12 protein-coding genes are annotated in these 16,020 nt (G+C 49.9%); 11 read left to right on the top strand and 1 reads right to left on the bottom strand.

All coding sequences use genetic code 11. The features are described from left to right. Window positions 1-87: 87 nt before the first annotated feature. The 6 genes from ACFRAM_RS01885 (at window position 88) to ACFRAM_RS01860 (ending at window position 7,178) form a co-directional block, all read left to right on the top strand. Window positions 88-1,389: an ABC transporter substrate-binding protein gene (locus ACFRAM_RS01885; RefSeq protein ID WP_379464308.1), complete on the top strand. Its 1,302-nt coding sequence runs from the start codon at window positions 88-90 to the stop codon at window positions 1,387-1,389. Window positions 1,390-1,444: 55 nt separating this feature from the next. Further along, window positions 1,445-2,332 carry a carbohydrate ABC transporter permease gene (locus tag ACFRAM_RS01880; RefSeq protein WP_379464307.1) on the top strand — a complete coding sequence of 296 codons (888 nt, stop codon included), beginning with the start codon at window positions 1,445-1,447 and terminating at the stop codon, window positions 2,330-2,332. 31 nt (window positions 2,333-2,363) lie between these two features. Then, a complete protein-coding gene (locus ACFRAM_RS01875) occupies window positions 2,364-3,251 on the top strand; it encodes a carbohydrate ABC transporter permease (RefSeq protein ID WP_379464306.1) in 888 nt (295 codons plus the stop codon). Window positions 3,252-3,288: 37 nt separating this feature from the next. After that, window positions 3,289-4,821, top strand: coding sequence for a glycoside hydrolase family 76 protein (locus ACFRAM_RS01870; protein ID WP_379464305.1), 1,533 nt, complete (start codon window positions 3,289-3,291; stop codon window positions 4,819-4,821). Window positions 4,822-4,881: 60 nt separating this feature from the next. Further along, window positions 4,882-5,937 carry a glycoside hydrolase family 76 protein gene (locus ACFRAM_RS01865; protein WP_379464304.1) on the top strand — a complete coding sequence of 352 codons (1,056 nt, stop codon included), beginning with the start codon at window positions 4,882-4,884 and terminating at the stop codon, window positions 5,935-5,937. A gap of 65 nt (window positions 5,938-6,002) precedes the next feature. Then, a complete protein-coding gene (locus tag ACFRAM_RS01860; RefSeq protein WP_379464735.1) occupies window positions 6,003-7,178 on the top strand; it encodes a glycoside hydrolase family 76 protein in 1,176 nt (391 codons plus the stop codon). Window positions 7,179-7,521: 343 nt separating this feature from the next. Here ACFRAM_RS01860 and ACFRAM_RS01855 read toward each other — a convergent pair whose 3' ends face one another. After that, complete coding sequence (locus ACFRAM_RS01855) at window positions 7,522-7,836, bottom strand: winged helix-turn-helix transcriptional regulator (protein WP_379464303.1); 315 nt, start codon at window positions 7,834-7,836, stop codon at window positions 7,522-7,524. Between the two features lie 198 nt (window positions 7,837-8,034). Here ACFRAM_RS01855 and zwf point away from each other — a divergent pair, with 198 nt between their 5' ends. The 5 genes from zwf to ACFRAM_RS01830 all read left to right on the top strand — a co-directional run bounded on the left by zwf (window position 8,035) and on the right by ACFRAM_RS01830 (window position 16,007). Beyond that, complete coding sequence (gene zwf, locus ACFRAM_RS01850) at window positions 8,035-9,546, top strand: glucose-6-phosphate dehydrogenase (protein WP_175371851.1); 1,512 nt, start codon at window positions 8,035-8,037, stop codon at window positions 9,544-9,546. Between the two features lie 105 nt (window positions 9,547-9,651). Continuing rightward, window positions 9,652-10,551, top strand: coding sequence for a phosphogluconate dehydrogenase (NAD(+)-dependent, decarboxylating) (gnd, locus tag ACFRAM_RS01845; protein ID WP_379464302.1), 900 nt, complete (start codon window positions 9,652-9,654; stop codon window positions 10,549-10,551). Window positions 10,552-10,759: 208 nt separating this feature from the next. Beyond that, window positions 10,760-11,443 (top strand): response regulator transcription factor, encoded by a 684-nt coding sequence (locus ACFRAM_RS01840; protein WP_379464301.1) that lies wholly within the window; start codon window positions 10,760-10,762, stop codon window positions 11,441-11,443. Continuing rightward, window positions 11,436-12,812, top strand: coding sequence for a HAMP domain-containing sensor histidine kinase (locus tag ACFRAM_RS01835; protein ID WP_379464300.1), 1,377 nt, complete (start codon window positions 11,436-11,438; stop codon window positions 12,810-12,812). The genes ACFRAM_RS01840 and ACFRAM_RS01835 overlap by 8 nt, the downstream gene beginning before the upstream one ends. Before the next feature lie 66 nt (window positions 12,813-12,878). After that, window positions 12,879-16,007: an efflux RND transporter permease subunit gene (locus ACFRAM_RS01830; protein ID WP_379464299.1), complete on the top strand. Its 3,129-nt coding sequence runs from the start codon at window positions 12,879-12,881 to the stop codon at window positions 16,005-16,007. The last annotated feature ends 13 nt before the right edge of the window (window positions 16,008-16,020 follow it).

Raw genomic sequence — 16,020 nt, 5'->3', positions numbered from 1 at the left:
CGAATGTTGCGTCTTGCCGCTGCACATGTCTGTTGAATGCAGTGTCGTTCATTTAAGCTTTATCACACAACAAAAGGGGATGAGAATATGAAGAAATGGTTGGTTACGGCAGTTACACTCAGTATGGTTACTGTTCTAGCGGCAGGCTGTGGAGGCAGTAACGGAGCTTCTGAGAAAGGGGATACCGGAAAGGGGGATACCGGAGGCAACGGTAAGAAAACAGAGCTTACCTTCTGGGGAGACTGGGGCGGTGAAGGTCAGAAGCAATTCGAGACAATGGTCGATGCCTTTAATAAATCTCAGGATAAAATTCATGTTAAATATGTGCTGCAGCAGGATATGATCACGAAATTCCTGACCGCAGCCACTAATGGCGGTGCACCGGATGTGCTGTTCTGGGATCGCTGGCGGACTTCCCTGTATGCGCCCAAGAATGTCCTTCATCCTGTGGATGAGTATCTGGCACGTGACGGCATATCCAAAGATAATTTTTACAGTGAATCTCTGAAAGAGCTTACCAACGACGGAAAATTGTACGGCTTGCCGCTCACAGTAGATGCTCGCGCTCTTTTCTACAATAAAAAGCTGCTCGCGGAAGCCGGACTTCAGCCGCCGACGACATGGGATGAACTGGAAGCTGCTGCAACGAAGCTGACCAAATGGAAGGGTGACAAGCTGGAAGTAGCCGGCTTCTCCATGGGCGATCTTGGATTGTTCAATATGTATCTGCAACAGGCGGGCGGCCAGATGCTGACTGAAGATGGTAAGACAAACTTTAATAATGACAAAGGCAAGCAGGTGCTGGAGTTCTGGGACCGCCTGATGAACAAAGATAAAGTGTACAAAGTCGGCTTCGAATTGGGACTTGGCGAAGGTCAGGATGCTTTTGTCACAGGAAAGGTTGCTATGCTGTATTCCGGTCCTTGGATGCTAAGCACCTACAATAAATACGGCAAAGACCTGGATTATGGCATCGTACCTCCACCAGCAGGACCAAGTGGCGATAAGGGCAGTGTTATGGGCGGATTTGGCCTCGTGATCCCTGAAGGCTCCAAGCACCAGGATGAGGCATGGGAGTTCATTAAATGGTGGACAGCAAATAAGGATAACGCACTGCTGTGGGCAAAAACCAGTCTGAATTTGCCGGGCTTCAAGCCATCTCTGGAAGATCCGTTCTTCAAGGATGATCCGCAGTGGAAGCCATTTATGGATACGCTGGAATTCGCGAAAATTCGTCCTACTCACCCTGGCTACTCGGTTATGGAGACAGATGCACTCTCACCGAACCTCCAGCTCAATCAGCAGAACAAGCAGAGTATTGAAGATACGTTGAAGAAAGCTCAGGAACAGGGCGACAAAATGCTCAAAGACAACGAGGTTGTGAAGTAAAACGAAGGAAAGTAATATGGCAAATTACTGAATGGAATATAGAGGGGGAACCCAAGTGACATCCGTCAGAAGGATTGAAAGGCATCAGGCGAGAACGGCATATTTGTTTATTACGCCTACAGTGCTGCTGTTTGTGGTATTTACGGTCATCCCCGTTGTCATGGCCTTATATTTAAGCTTTACGAACTACGATGTGCTAAGCCGGAACGATTGGATCGGATTCGATAACTACCGGCGGCTGGCCGAGGATGATCTGTTGTGGAAAACCTTTCGGAACGTGTTACTGTATGCGGTAGTATTCGTTCCATTAAATATCCTGATATCGGTGCTGCTCGCTGTTCTGCTCAGCCGGGCGTGGCGCGGGGTTAAGCTGTTCCGTACGCTTAACTATCTGCCGACGCTAACCTCTGCCGTAGCCGCGGCTACGGTATGGATCTGGCTGCTGCATCCCGAATTCGGAGCGGTGAACGGGCTGCTCTCTTATGTAGGGATTACAGGCCCGGCCTGGCTGTCGGAGACCCGCACGGCGATGCTGTCCATTATCATGCTTACGCTATGGCAGTCGGTAGGATCGAATATGATCATTTATCTGGCCGGCTTGCAGGGGGTTCCCGATTATCTCTATGAATCAGCGCGGCTCGACGGGGCGAACAAGTTCGATTGCTTCCGGTACATCACGTGGCCGCAGCTTCGGCCGACAACCTTTCTGGTCAGCACGATGTCAATCATCGGTGCGCTCCAGCTGTTCGACCAGGCTTTCGTACTTACACAGGGCGGTCCGGCTAACATGACCAAGACACCTGTCTATTTAATTTATCAGCAGGGCTTCAATCAGCTTCAAATGGGCTATGCGTCCGCGCAGGCATTTGTACTAGCGATGGCGATTCTCATCTTTTCGCTGATCAATATGCGGATATCGAAGGCGGAAGACCCGATCGTATAGACACATGCCAAGCAGAAGGGGGCTCAAAGGAATGGATACTAGCAGCAATTCCGCGCTGAAGCGGGGTTTAGGCAAAACATTTTATTATATCTTATGCATCGCTATCGCGCTTGTCATGTTCCTGCCATTTTACTGGAGCGTGCTGACATCGTTAAAGCCGGATGAAGAAATCTTCGCGATGCCAATCAAATGGTTTCCGTCACATCTGACATTCGAGCATTACCGCAAAGCGTTCACGACTGTACCGTTCGGCCTGTATTTCTGGAACTCATTGGTGCTGGCGGTATCGGGTGTACTGGCGAACCTGTTCTTCGGATCAATTAGCGGCTATGCCTTTGCGAAGCTGAAGTTCAAGCTGAACAAGCCGATTTTCCGTGTCCTGCTTGCAGCCATGATGATTCCGGGCATCGTCACCATGATTCCGACCGTCTATGTGATGCGCCATATCCCGCTTATGGGCGGCAATGATATTTTTGGCAGCGGGGGTATGGGGCTGATGAATTCCTTCTGGGGCATTATTTTGCCGGGTGCATCAGGGACCTTCGCGGTATTCTTTATGCGGCAGTTCTTCCTGACCCTTCCGAGCGACATGATGGAGATGGCCCGGATTGAGGGCTGCGGGGAATTTATGATCTTCTGGCGCATCTATCTGCCGCTGACGAAGCCAGCGCTGGCTACCCTGAGCATCTTTACCTTTCAGGCAGGCTGGAATAGCTTCCTGTGGCCGATGATTGTGCTGAATGATCCTGATAAAGCGACCATCCAGATGGGTCTACAAGCGTTCTCTTATAATTTCCAGACGGATTACGGACCGATGATGGCCGGAGCGCTCGTGGCAATTTTACCGATACTCGTGCTGTTCCTGGCGTTGCAGCGTTATTTTGTGCAGGGAATTGCCTTCAGTGGTATTAAGGGTTAACAGCTCTTAACCAACTTCAACTCAAGGAGATGATGGAATGGCAAAATTCGGCAAGAAAGCATCAGCGATCGTCAGTGGAATTCTGGCGGCTGTGCTTCTGATTTCGCCCTTTGGGGGAGAACGACATGCGGCTGCGTTTACCGCAGCGAATGCCGACATGGCAATGAACAGTTTTGTCAGTACCTTTTATGATCCTGTAGCAAAGTATTTCTATACCAACAGCGACCACCTGATTCATTCAGAGCATGCTCATGGACCTGACGGTGGGCTGTATACCGACTTCTGGTGGGAGGCCCAGCTGTGGGAGACGGTGATGGATGCGTATGAACGGACCGGCAGCAGCACTTACCGCGCTATGATCGATGATATTTATGCGGGCTTCAACGCCAAGTACCCGGATATGATGGCCAATGATTTTAATGATGATCTTGGCTGGTGGGCGCTCGCCTGTATGCGGGCTTATGAACTGACGGGCACCGCTGAATATCGCAACCGTGCGTCATACCTGTTCGACCAGATCTGGAGCGATTGGGACAGCACGTATGGCGGCGGTATCTGGTGGAAGCGGGACGGTACTTCGCCGCAAAAGAATATGGCAACCAATGCGCCGATGGTTATGACAGCTATCAAGCTGAAGAATGCTACGGGCAACAACGACTATCTGACAAAAGCGCAGAGTATCTACAGCTGGATCCAGAGCAGACTGGTCTCCGGCAGCAAAATCAATGACCACGTCGAAGGCTCCGGCTCAGGAACGGTGGTAGATTGGGACTTTACCTATAATTACGGCACGTATCTCGGTGCGGCACTGGCCCTGAATCAGGCCACGGGGAATGCTTCCTATCTCACGGATGCGAATACTGCCGCAGCTTATGTCATTGATAAAATGACCCTCTCCTATACGCTTATGTATGAGGGAGAGAATGATTCACCTGGTTTCCGCATGGTGTTCGCCCGCAACTTGAACCAACTGCGAAAGGCGACAGGGAACGCTGCTTACTTAAATTTTTTGCAGCAGAATGCGACCCAGGCCTTTAACCATCGGCGGGCCTCTGACGGCATTATTGACAGCGACTGGACAGCACCTGCCAGAAGCGGTTATATCCAGTCCATCGCTGCCGCCGCAGGTGCTTCGATCCTGCAACTGGTTCCGGCAGACAATTACACCGGACCCATTGCGGGGAATGGTACCTACGAGGCCGAGAACGCCCGCCGTTACGGTGTTAATAACGAATCCTCGCAGCCAGGCTTTTCAGGGCGGGGCTATACAGCAGGCTGGAACACCGATAATACGAAAGTTGTATTTCACGTCAATCAGAACAGTGCCAGTACACGGACGATTAGCTTTCGTTATGCCGCCGCGGCGGGGAATGCCGGAAGGTACGTTAAAGTGAACGGTACGGTGGTCAGCAATAATTTGATTTTTAACGGTACCAGCAGTTGGTCCGCCTGGAACACGGTGACGCTAAATGTTCCGCTGAATGCAGGCTACAACTCTATTGAGCTTGGATTTGATAGTACCAAGGGCAACAGCAATTATCTGAATGTAGACAAAATGACGGGACTTTAAGCTGCTCTGCCAGAATCGGGGACGGCTTGGGAAGAACCGGGAGACCAGGGAGAGAAGCATATGAACCAACTGAAGCTTAAGCTGTGGGATGAACGGGCGGACCAGGCGCAGGGAGCGCTGGATACGCTATTCTGGAATGAAGATATCGGGATGTACAACATCGAGACACCTTGCCCGAATGGGGAATGCAACACGATTTTTCACTACTGGTGGATGGCCCATGCTGTAGATGTACTTGTGGATGGACTGCTGCGTACCGGTGACACCCGCTATGCCGATCGATTAGCCGCTCTGCATCAAGGGCTGCTGAAGCGCAATGGCGGTGTGTGGCCTAATGAGTTATATGATGATATGGAATGGATGGCTTTGGCTTGGTTACGTGCCTATCAGGCTACGGGTCAAGAGACTTATAAAGAAACAGTGTTTATCCTCTGGGAGGATATTCTCACTGGTTGGAATGAGCATATGGACGGCGGTATTGCCTGGCAGAAATCGCAGCTGGATTACAAGAATACGCCTGCTAATGCACCGGCAGTGATTCTCGCAGCACGTCTGTATCAAACATTCGGCGATGCCGAAGCCTTGAACTGGGCCGAGCGGATCTATGCGTGGCTAAAAGGGCATCTGGTCGATGCAGATACAGGCTTCGTCTGGGATGGCATGAACCGTGCCGGAGACGGCGGCATCGACAAGGACTGGAAGTTCACCTACAACCAAGGGGTGTACATCGGCGCAGCTGTAGAGCTGTACCGGATAACGGGCGAAGCTGGTTATCTGGAGAATGCCCGCCGCACCTTCCAGGCGGCGGTGACGGAGCTGGCCGATGCCGGACACGGCGGCCTGCCGGATGAGGGCGGCGGGGATGCCGGGCTGTTCAAAGGCATCCTGGTCCGCTATACGGCCGAGCTGTGCAAGGCCGATCCGGGGTCAGGCGTGGCTGCGGATTTCCTCCGCGCCAATGGCGATTTGCTCTGGTCGCGCGGGAAATCCGGCGACGGAGCGCTGTTCGGCACGGACTGGAACAGTGCGGGTGGCGAGATCATCCAGTTAAGCTCCCAGCTCAGCGGAATCAAGCTGCTGGAGATGTTGGCTGAGTTGGAGAGCGTGCGGAGCTAATTGGACAATAGATGTTAGTTTATAGAGTATGTCTCAATAGAATGTGAGCTAACAATGTGAAGGAAATGATATATCAACAGTCTAACGATAAACTAATAGCGAACATTGAACAACGAACTAACAACAAGCTAATCGGGTTAACCATGGGTACGCTATTACTAGAAGATGAGGTGCAGCTGATGTCAGACCTGATACAGACAGTGGACATGGACAGTTGGAAGGAACGGGCGGAGTGGTACCAGCAGCAGCTGCTTCATAACTATTACAACGCAGAGACCGGAATTATGAACCAATGGTACCCGCAAGAGAATAGCCCAGCTGATGAAAACTTTTATTATTGGTGGCAGGCCCATGTTATAGATGTGCTGGTAGACGGGCTGGAACGAACCGGCAGCCAAGGGTATGCGGACCAAATTCGTGAATTGAGCCGGAGTCTTCGTGCGTATAACGGTGGCACCTTCTCACATAATTACTATGACGATATGGAGTGGACGGCGCTTGCACTGCTGCGGGCTTACAAGGCGACAGGCGAACAAGAATATAAGCTTGCGGTGCTGGAACTGTGGAAGGACATCAAAACCGCGTGGAATGATCATTTTGGCGGCGGGATGGCCTGGAAGAAAGATCAGAGGGACTATAAGAATACTCCGGCAAATGCCCCGGCAGCTATTCTGGCCGCCCGTCTATATGGCCTATTTCAGGATGAGGAGGATTTGAACTGGGCGGAGCGTATCTATGAATGGAACAAAACCCATTTGGTAGACCCGGCTTCCGGCTTTGTCTGGGATGGAATTAACAGGCAGGGTGATGGAGAAATTGATTACGACTGGGAATTCACCTATTGTCAGGGGGTGTTCCTGGGCGCTGCACTTGAGCTGTATCTTAACACGGGTAACACTAAATATGCAGCGGACGCGCGCCGTACTTCAGAAGCTTGTATCGAGCGGCTTTGTGATGCGGATACACGGATGCTGCCTGATGAGGGCATAGATGACACGGGGTTGTTCAAAGGGATTCTAATTCGATATTGGGTACAGTTGTACCGTCAAATTCCGGAGCAGGAGCAGGTACGAGAGATCATTCTCCGAAATGCCGGGCGGCTATGGGAGTCTGGTCTGAACAAACAACTGGGCTTATGCAGTCCGTCATGGGAAAAAGCACCGGAACTGCCCGTTCAGTTGAGCGTTCAGCTCAGTGGATTGATGCTGCTGGAAGCAGCAGCGGTAGTACAGGAAAAGTGATAGCGCAGGAGCTGTACTGGTGACAAGAAAAATGAAGCAACAGAGGCATAGAGTTTTACTAAAACATTCAAGAGCGTTCTAAATGAAGGTCAGGATTGTTAATTGATGTTCAGACAGTTAGAGAATCGTTCACCGCTGTCCAATGATAAAAAATCGCCAGGTGTCCCGTAAGCCATTAATGGCTATGGGTCGCCTTTTTTTGAATTGTGGATCTGTGTGGAGCACTGAGATTCCTCTTAGATATGCTCTGAGGCGTTGTTAAGTTTTGCTCAAAGCTGCGTTTGAGTTATACTTAGTTGATATGCGAAGCAAACTATGCTCAGGCAAAGAGAGGTGGCTGTTCTTAAAACCACTTCATTCCCCACGCTTCAACATGAAATAAAGCATCGCCGAGTTCTTTCCCTTTCTCGGTCAACGTATATTCTGTGCGGACAGGCCGTTCTGGAATGACGTGGCGCTTTAGAATATCGTATTCTTCAAGCTCCTTCAGTCGTTCATTCAGCATGCGTTTGCTGAGGACGGGAATAATGGCGTTCAGCTCGTTGAACCGTTTCGGTCCTTCCATGAGTACATGGACGATTAGGTTCACCCATTTTTTCCCGATGATATGGTAAGCACTTTCGACTTTGGCATGTAATGGCTTAGGAGGTTCTTTCATAAATTAGGCTTCATCCTTTTTTGTGGTTATCATTAATATCTTTCTTACTATAACACAGTATAGTGAAATGAATAACTTCTGTAAATGTCGAAATGATGTTGACGAATGGACATTATCGTCGTATGATGTGTGATATAAAAGTTAAGAAGTAATTAATAGTAACCTCATAAATATATATTAACAACAGGAGGAATTAAAGTGGAATCATCAACTTTTGTGCTATTTGGCGCTACCGGAGATTTGGCAAAACGGAAAATTTATCCCGCTTTATATAACCTGTTCTTAGATGGTAAAATATCGACACCTTTATCTGTAATCGGACTCGGCAGACGGGAACTGTCGAATGAAGCATTTCAGGCGCAGGTTCTGAATTCCCTTCAAACCTTCTCCAGAAAACCGGCGGAAGATTCCGAAAAATTGCGGACTTTCATCCAGGCGTTTGAATATACGGTGCTGGACGTGGGTCGTCCGGAAGACTATGTGAAGCTGCTGGGACATGTCAAGGCTAGAGAAGAAGATCTGGGGATTCCTGAGAACCGAATGTTCTACCTGTCTGTCGGTCCTGAATTCTTCGGTGAAATTGCAGCCAACATCAATTCCAGCGGTCTTGGTTCCACGAAAGGCTGGAAGCGCCTGGTGATTGAAAAACCGTTCGGTACGGATCTGGCGTCGGCGAGAGTGCTGAATGAGAGCCTTTCGGCTGCGTTCAAAGAAGAAGAAATCTTCCGTATTGACCACTTCCTGGGCAAGCCAATGGTGCAGAATCTGGAAGTGCTCAAATATTCCAATCCAGTGCTTAGAGCGCTTTGGAAAAACCGTTATATCGCCAATGTGCAAATTACAGCGAGCGAAACAGTTGGGGTGGAGGAACGTGCTGGTTACTACGACAAGTCCGGCGCGCTGCGGGATATGTTCCAGAATCATATGCTCCAGCTGTTGATGATGACAGCCATGCAGCTTCCTAAAGGCAGCACACCAGAAGATGTCAGCAACAAGAAGCGGTATGTAATGGAATCGCTCCGCCCGTTGATAAAAGACGATCTTACACGTGATGTCGTGCTGGGACAATATGCAGCCGGAGAAATTAAGGGCAATCCAGTGCCAGGCTATTTGGACGAACCGGGAATCGACTCCAGCTCGCGGAACGAGACCTACATTGCTGCCCGCCTTTGGATTGAAGATCCGATGTGGAATGAAGTTCCGATCTATATTCGGACCGGGAAGCGGATGAAAGAGAAGTCCACGCGAATTGTCATTGAATTCAAAGAACCACTTAATGATTATAACAATCTGAATAAAGGGAACACTGACCCTAACCTGCTGATTATTGATATCAGTCCGAATGAAGCGATTACTCTGCAGCTCAACACTAAAGATCCGCTTCGTACCGGCAAGCTGGAACCTGTCCGCATCAATTATCAGCTCGGTAACCCGGAAATTCCGGAATCTTACGAGAACCTCATCTATGATGCCCTGCGCGGCGACTCGACCTTCTTTGCCCATTGGGATGAAGTTGAGCTGTCCTGGCAATGGGTTCAGCCGATTCAAGAAGCGATGGAAGCAGGAGTTCTTCCGTTGCACAGCTATGCTGCTGGCTCTCACGGTCCTGCTGCGGCAGCTGAACTTCTTGGCGATGACCACTGGTGGCTGGACGAGAATGAGGAACCGGAGGCTCAAGAGATTCAATCCGTACCGGCAGGTGTTCTGTAATTTCTAAACGCATCCAGGGGCCTCGGCCTCTGGATATTCTTTTTCTATACACCTTTAAAAGGAAGTATTTGGACCATACATGATCATACACAGGAGGGAATTTAGATGAAAGTAGGATTAATTGGACTTGGAAAAATGGGCTTTAACCTTGGACTGAATCTGCTGGAACACGGACATGAGGTGGCAGCGTTTGACCTGAATACACCAGCTGTGGAAGAGATGATCAAGAACGGTGCGGAAGGTGCAGCAAGTCTGGCAGAACTTGTGGGGAAATTAGAGCAGCCGCGCATTCTCTGGATCATGGTTCCCCATCCGGTCGTGGACAATGTGATCGCTGAGCTGACTCCGCTGTTATCACAAGGTGATATCATCATTGAAGCGGGAAACTCTCATTACAAGCAGTCCATTAGCCGTTATGAGGCCCTGCGCCAACATGGCATTAGCTTCATGGATGCCGGTACTTCGGGCGGGATGGAAGGTGCGCGGAACGGCGCCTGTTACATGATTGGTGGTGATCCTGAAGCTTGGGCGATTGTCGAGCCGCTGTTCCGGGATACTTCCGTGGAGAACGGATATCTCTATGCGGGTAAATCCGGCAGCGGGCATTTCCTGAAGATGGTGCATAACGGGATTGAATACGGGATGATGGCTGCCATCGGGGAAGGCTTCGAGGTTCTGGAGAAAAGCGGGTATGATTTCAACTTCGAACAGGTGGCCCGGGTATGGAACAATGGCTCCGTCATCCGTTCCTGGCTGATGGAGCTGGTGGAACGAGCCTTTTCCAAGGATGCTAAGCTGGAAGAGATTAAAGGTGTGATGCATTCCTCAGGTGAAGGCCGGTGGACGCTGGAAACTGCCTTTGATCTTCAGGCGGCTACACCGGTTATCGCCATGTCACTGCTGATGCGCTACCGTTCGCTGGAGACCGATACCTTTACCGGTAAAGTAGTTGCGGCACTGCGTAATGAGTTCGGTGGTCATGCCGTGGAATCCCAGGATAAATAAACTGGAGATTCCTCTAACGGGTATCTTGTCTACAATCCGCGGATGCTTTTCATTTCAGCCGCCCTTTCAGGAATAATAACGACCTTACTCCATGTAAAATCCAAGTGTGCGTTGGGTTGTAATGTTCTGTTCACTTTCAGTACAAATTAGGCCGATATACTAAAGTGATAATTGTCAGGGAAAACAACTGGATGAGGTGTGGTACAGCGTGACAACAATTTTGGTGGCGGATGATGAAGCGCATATTCGGGAGCTGGTTAGCCTTTTTCTGAAGGATGAGGGTATGGAAATTGTAGAGGCAAGCAATGGCGCGGACGCCTGGAGCTATTATGAGAAACATGATGTTGATCTCGTAATTATAGATATTATGATGCCCGGTATGGACGGATGGGAATTGTGCAGACGGATTCGTGAGGCCGGAGACAGACCGGTCCTGATGATCACAGCTAAAGGCGAGCCTGCCGACAAAATCAAGGGCTTTCGCCTTGGCACCGACGACTATCTCGTTAAGCCATTTGATCCGATGGAGATGGTCATGCGGGTCAAGGCGCTGCTGAAGCGATACGGCATTTCCACATCCCATACCATTAAGCTGGGAGGCGTTACGTTAGACAGGAGAGGTTATCATGTTCTGCATGACGATACCGGTCAATTGACTACGTTGCCGCTTAAGGAATTTGAGGTACTGTGGAAGCTGGCAAGTTACCCTGGCCAAATCTTCACACGCGATATGCTAATCCGCCAGATTTGGGGCTATGAGTATTTTGGCGATGAACGAACCGTAGATACACATATCAAACGGCTGCGGGACCGGTTCCAGCCGCACAGCGGTGATTTCCGGATTGTTACACTTCGAGGAGTAGGTTACAGGCTGGAGGTTCTGCATGATTAAGTCGCTGTATGTACGTGTGGTACTGACCTTTCTGGGGGCTGTTATCCTTAGTATTTTCACGGCATCGCTGTTGATAAATCACATATATATAGGACAAATCAAGAAGGCACTACAGGATCACATGATATCCAGCGGAAAAATGATGATCAAGGCTTACGAGCAGGCTGAGGGGGGAGATCTGGATTACCTGATGACAGGGGTATCCTCCCTCCCAGGCTATGCTGTACATATGTACGATAGCAAGGGGAAATTGCTGTATGTGAGCAGTGAAGTTCACCAAAGGCAGTTGGAGCTGGAAGCAGTCCATGTTCCGGAGGTTCTCCATGGGGGCGTTTTTCGCAGTGGAATTAACAAAGGTGAGGGAGGCATGACAGTCGGCCTTCCATTGACCGTGAATGGCTCACCCGGCGCATTATTCATCACACCGGAGGTCAATGAACTGGTGAGCATGATCGGCGGTTTCCTGAAAACCCAACTGCTCTTTATTCTGGGCTTCGGCAGTCTGTTCATTCTGATCGCTGCCAGGTACATCGTTCAGCCGCTGCGGCGGTTGACCCGTGCGACCCGAAGAATGGCCAAAGGCGATTTCAGCGTCAGTCTCAGCACCAAGCGTGGTGATGAAATCGGCCAACTGACTCAGAGCTTTAATGTGATGGCGAAGGAACTGGGAACGCTGGAGGAAAGCCGCAAGCGGTTCGTCTCGGATGTATCCCATGAAATTCAATCTCCGCTGACATCGATTAAGGGGTTCACACAGGCGCTTAAATACAAGCAGCTTGATGAACAAACACGCATGCGGCTGCTCGATATCATTGAGGCAGAGAGCGACCGTCTGTCCAGGCTGAGTGGTGATTTACTGCAGCTATCGACGCTGGAATACGAGCATATGCAGCTGTCCCCGGGGAAATTCTCACTGGATGAGCAGCTTCGTCAAGTGGTGATTGCTCTGGAACCTCAGTGGTCCACCAAGGAGATGACAGTCAATCTGGATGTACTTCCTGTAACTATAGAAGCGGATGAAGACCGGTTGAGTCAAATATGGAGTAATTTGTTAAGCAATAGCATCAAGCATACGAACAACGGTGGAACTATTGACATTAAAGTATCTTTAAGTGGAGAACAGGTATTGGTGGAGATTGCTGACACCGGATCAGGAATTCCTGAGGAGGAACTCCATCATATTTTTAAACCTTTCTATAAAGTGGATAAATCCAGAGAACGAAAAGTTGGCGGCAGCGGCCTGGGGTTATCCATCGTCAAGCGAATTGTCGACCTGCATAAGGGTCAGATTGAAGTCGCCAGCACTCCGGGAAAAGGAACGACTGTCTCTGTTCAACTCCCCCAATTCTACTACAAGCCCGAATTGTAATCCTCAGTTCACATTGAGGACAAATTCGGGCTTTATACTGTGGTCAGATAGAGGAGGAGAAGAGGAATGAACTTTTTGAGTAAAATCAGTTTAAAAAATTCAGTGGCTGTGCTGATCTTGTTTGCCCTTATTATGGGCTATGGCGTATATTCAGCGACACAGATCAAGCAACAGACTTTCCCGGATATCGAATTCCCTGCGGTATTTATCCAGGCAATTAATCCTGGGGCATCCACAGAGGAAATGGAGACAGGAGTTACAAAGCCAATTGAGGACAGCCTGAAGAACTTTGCCGGGTACGATTCCTTAACCAGTACTTCTACAGAGAATGCGTCCAGCATCTCGATCCAGTTTCCATTCGGTTCCGATATGGACAAATTGTCTACAGATATTGAGGCCTCGGTGGCAAAATTGAAGCTTCCGGAGAATGCCAAAGTAAGTGTGCAGCGTCTTTCGGCTGGTGCTATGCCAATCTACCAGGCGGCAATTTTTTCTACAGGCAAAGACTCTGGAGAATTAACCAGAAAGCTAGAGGACGATGTCGTTCCCGCCTTGCAGAAGCTTGAAGGGGTCAGCTCGGTGACACTGAAGGGAGCAGCCTCGGACCAACTGCAAATTGTCGTCGACAAGGAGAAGGCTTCCAGACTGGGGATCTCGCTGAGTTCTATCCAGACAGCCCTTCAGGGCTTAAATTATGCTTTGCCGCTAGGAAATGTAAACGAGGGTGAAACCACAATTCCGATCCGGCTCTCAGGCTCGGCGACTACCCTGCAGCAAATCAAGGATTTGCCGCTCGGCCCAGCCGGCGGAGTAGGCGGGGGCGTCGCAGCTGCGCCTGGTTCTTCTGGCGGAGCTGGGCAACAAACGAGAGGCGCCGCCGGAGGTGCTCAGGTGGCCACGCCGCCTCCTGCGATCAAACTCTCCGATATTGCAACAGTAACCAGTTCTGCGCAAGTCGATGAAATTACACGTTACAACGGGGAACCGAGCTTTGTATTGGAAGTGGTCAAGACCCAGGATGCTAATACAGCTGATGTAGGGGATGCGGTTCAAAGCTTGCTGGATTCCTACAAGAACGATCATATAGAAGCTCATGTGATTTCGAACCAGGGAGAGGAAATCAAGGAATCGGTTAATTCATTGATTAGAGAAGGATTGTATGGGGCATTATTCTGTATCATCATTATCTTCCTGTTCCTGCGTAATGTACGGGCAACACTAATCTCCATTCTGTCACTGCCAATCTCTATTTTCGCTACAATCGCAGTGATGAACCAAATGGGATATACCCTGAATATTATGACGCTGGGTGGGATTGCCGTATCCATCGGCCGTATCGTCGATGATAGTATAGTGGTCATTGAGAATATTTATAGATGGCGTCAAGAGAAAGGTACTTCACTTAAGAGCAAGGACTTGACCTACCGGGCGACCAAGGAAGTAATCAGTCCAGTACTGTCCTCGACGATTGCCACAGTCGTAGTATTTGCACCGCTTGGTTTCGTCAATGGCGTGATTGGTGAGTTCTTCCGCCCGTTTTCTCTCGCTGTCGTAATCTCTATTGTGGCGAGTCTTCTGGTCGCTGTGATGCTTATTCCAGTGCTAGGTGCTTCTTTTTTCAAAAAGGTAAAACCCCATAAGAGCGAAAGCAGACTTACGGGCGTATATGAGCGACTGATTAATGCTGCACTGAAACGCAAATGGCTGGTTATGATTCTATCACTGGTACTCCTTGCTGGCTCGCTGAGCTCTATTCCATTGCTGGGGGTTGCGTTCCTGCCGGCAGATTCCGTGCCAACGGCTTCCATTCAGCTGACGCTTCCAGCCGGAAGTGGCACAGAGCAGGGCGATCAAGTCAGCAAAAAAGTAGAGAGCTATGTCAAAGATCTTAACGGAGTGACGAATTACCAGGTTGCTGTTGGCGGCTCAGCAGATAATCCGATGCGATCCTCAGGCAGTACGGCTAACCGGGCAACAGTGACAGCACAGTTTACGAAGGATATTGACATGGAAGCTGTCATTGACAAAGCCAAGGCTGACCTGCCGGCGCTAGTGGAGAATGTCATTCCCGGCACGACAGTGACAGTCAAGGCAGGCGAGCAGCAGGGTCTGCCTAGCGGCAACAATATTGATGTCAGCCTTTATTCAGACAATATGGATGATTTGTCCAAGGCCTCTAAGCAAATAGAGGACCTGATGGGGCAAAACAGCAATCTCAAGGATGTTACGAACAATATGAACGAGGTTACTCCGAAATGGGAGCTTACCCTTAATCAACAAGGAATAGATGAGAAAGTCAGTCCTTATGTGCTCATGCAGGCAGTATCAGAGCAACTCAAGCCTGTCCATGCAGGGAGTTATACACTGGACAATAAGGAACAGACAGTTACACTGTCCTATCGTCAGCAGATTACCTCACTGGAGGAATTGAAGAGCATCCCATTACCTACGGCAGGCGGAATTCGTACTTTAGGGGATGTAGCTGATATCTCTGTCCGCGATGCTTTGGTTACTGTCAATCATAACGATGGCAAAACCTATGCCAAAGTTTCAGGGACCGTCAAAGGAGACAACACTTCAGTCGTCACCCGTGAGGTGCAGAAGGATATTTCAGCCCTGTCCCTGCCTGATGGTGTTGAAGTCAGCTATGGCGGCGGTATGGCGATGATGCAGGAGGGCTTTACGAATCTTGGGATTGCAATGGCGGCAGCGGTTGGACTTGTATTTCTGGTCATGAGCATCACCTTCGGCGGCGTAGTTACTCCGCTGATTATCCTGTCCTCCCTGATCTTCATTCCGGTCGGTTCTCTGGGGGCATTGCTGGTTACAGGGCAGGCCTTGTCCATGAGCGGAATGATAGGCATGCTGATGCTGGTCGGTATTGTTGTGACGAATGCAGTCGTTCTGCTTGACCGTGTGGAGAAGAATCGTAAGAGTGGCCAGCCGATCACGGAAGCCATTGTCGAGGCTTGCAAAACACGGCTTAGACCGATCCTGATGACCGCACTGGCGACAATGCTGGCCCTGTTGCCGCTGGCATTGTCCGGTTCCTCCACGAGTCTGATCTCTGGCGGCCTGGCAGTGACAGTGATCGGCGGTTTGTTCACTTCAACTTTGCTTACGCTGATTGTGGTTCCGGTCCTCTACGAGATTGTGTGGAAGAAGCGGAAGGTCAGAGAAGTTGAGAATTTTTAACCGAAATTAACCA

The organism is Paenibacillus sp. NPDC056722 (assembly GCF_042790635.1).
GTDB lineage: Bacteria > Bacillota > Bacilli > Paenibacillales > Paenibacillaceae > Paenibacillus_AQ > Paenibacillus_AQ agri.
The sequence above is the reverse complement of the archived record's forward strand: the minus strand, read 5'-3'. Positions and strand labels throughout refer to the sequence as shown.

Coding starts and splice junctions, on each gene's coding strand:
- ACFRAM_RS01885 (WP_379464308.1), top strand. CDS start 88: ATGAAGAAATGGTTGGTTACGGCAGTTACACTCAGTATGGTTACTGTT.
- ACFRAM_RS01875 (WP_379464306.1), top strand. CDS start 2,364: ATGGATACTAGCAGCAATTCCGCGCTGAAGCGGGGTTTAGGCAAAACA.
- ACFRAM_RS01870 (WP_379464305.1), top strand. CDS start 3,289: ATGGCAAAATTCGGCAAGAAAGCATCAGCGATCGTCAGTGGAATTCTG.
- ACFRAM_RS01865 (WP_379464304.1), top strand. CDS start 4,882: ATGAACCAACTGAAGCTTAAGCTGTGGGATGAACGGGCGGACCAGGCG.
- ACFRAM_RS01860 (WP_379464735.1), top strand. CDS start 6,003: ATGATATATCAACAGTCTAACGATAAACTAATAGCGAACATTGAACAA.
- ACFRAM_RS01855 (WP_379464303.1), bottom strand. CDS start 7,836: ATGAAAGAACCTCCTAAGCCATTACATGCCAAAGTCGAAAGTGCTTAC.
- gnd (WP_379464302.1), top strand. CDS start 9,652: ATGAAAGTAGGATTAATTGGACTTGGAAAAATGGGCTTTAACCTTGGA.
- ACFRAM_RS01835 (WP_379464300.1), top strand. CDS start 11,436: ATGATTAAGTCGCTGTATGTACGTGTGGTACTGACCTTTCTGGGGGCT.
- ACFRAM_RS01830 (WP_379464299.1), top strand. CDS start 12,879: ATGAACTTTTTGAGTAAAATCAGTTTAAAAAATTCAGTGGCTGTGCTG.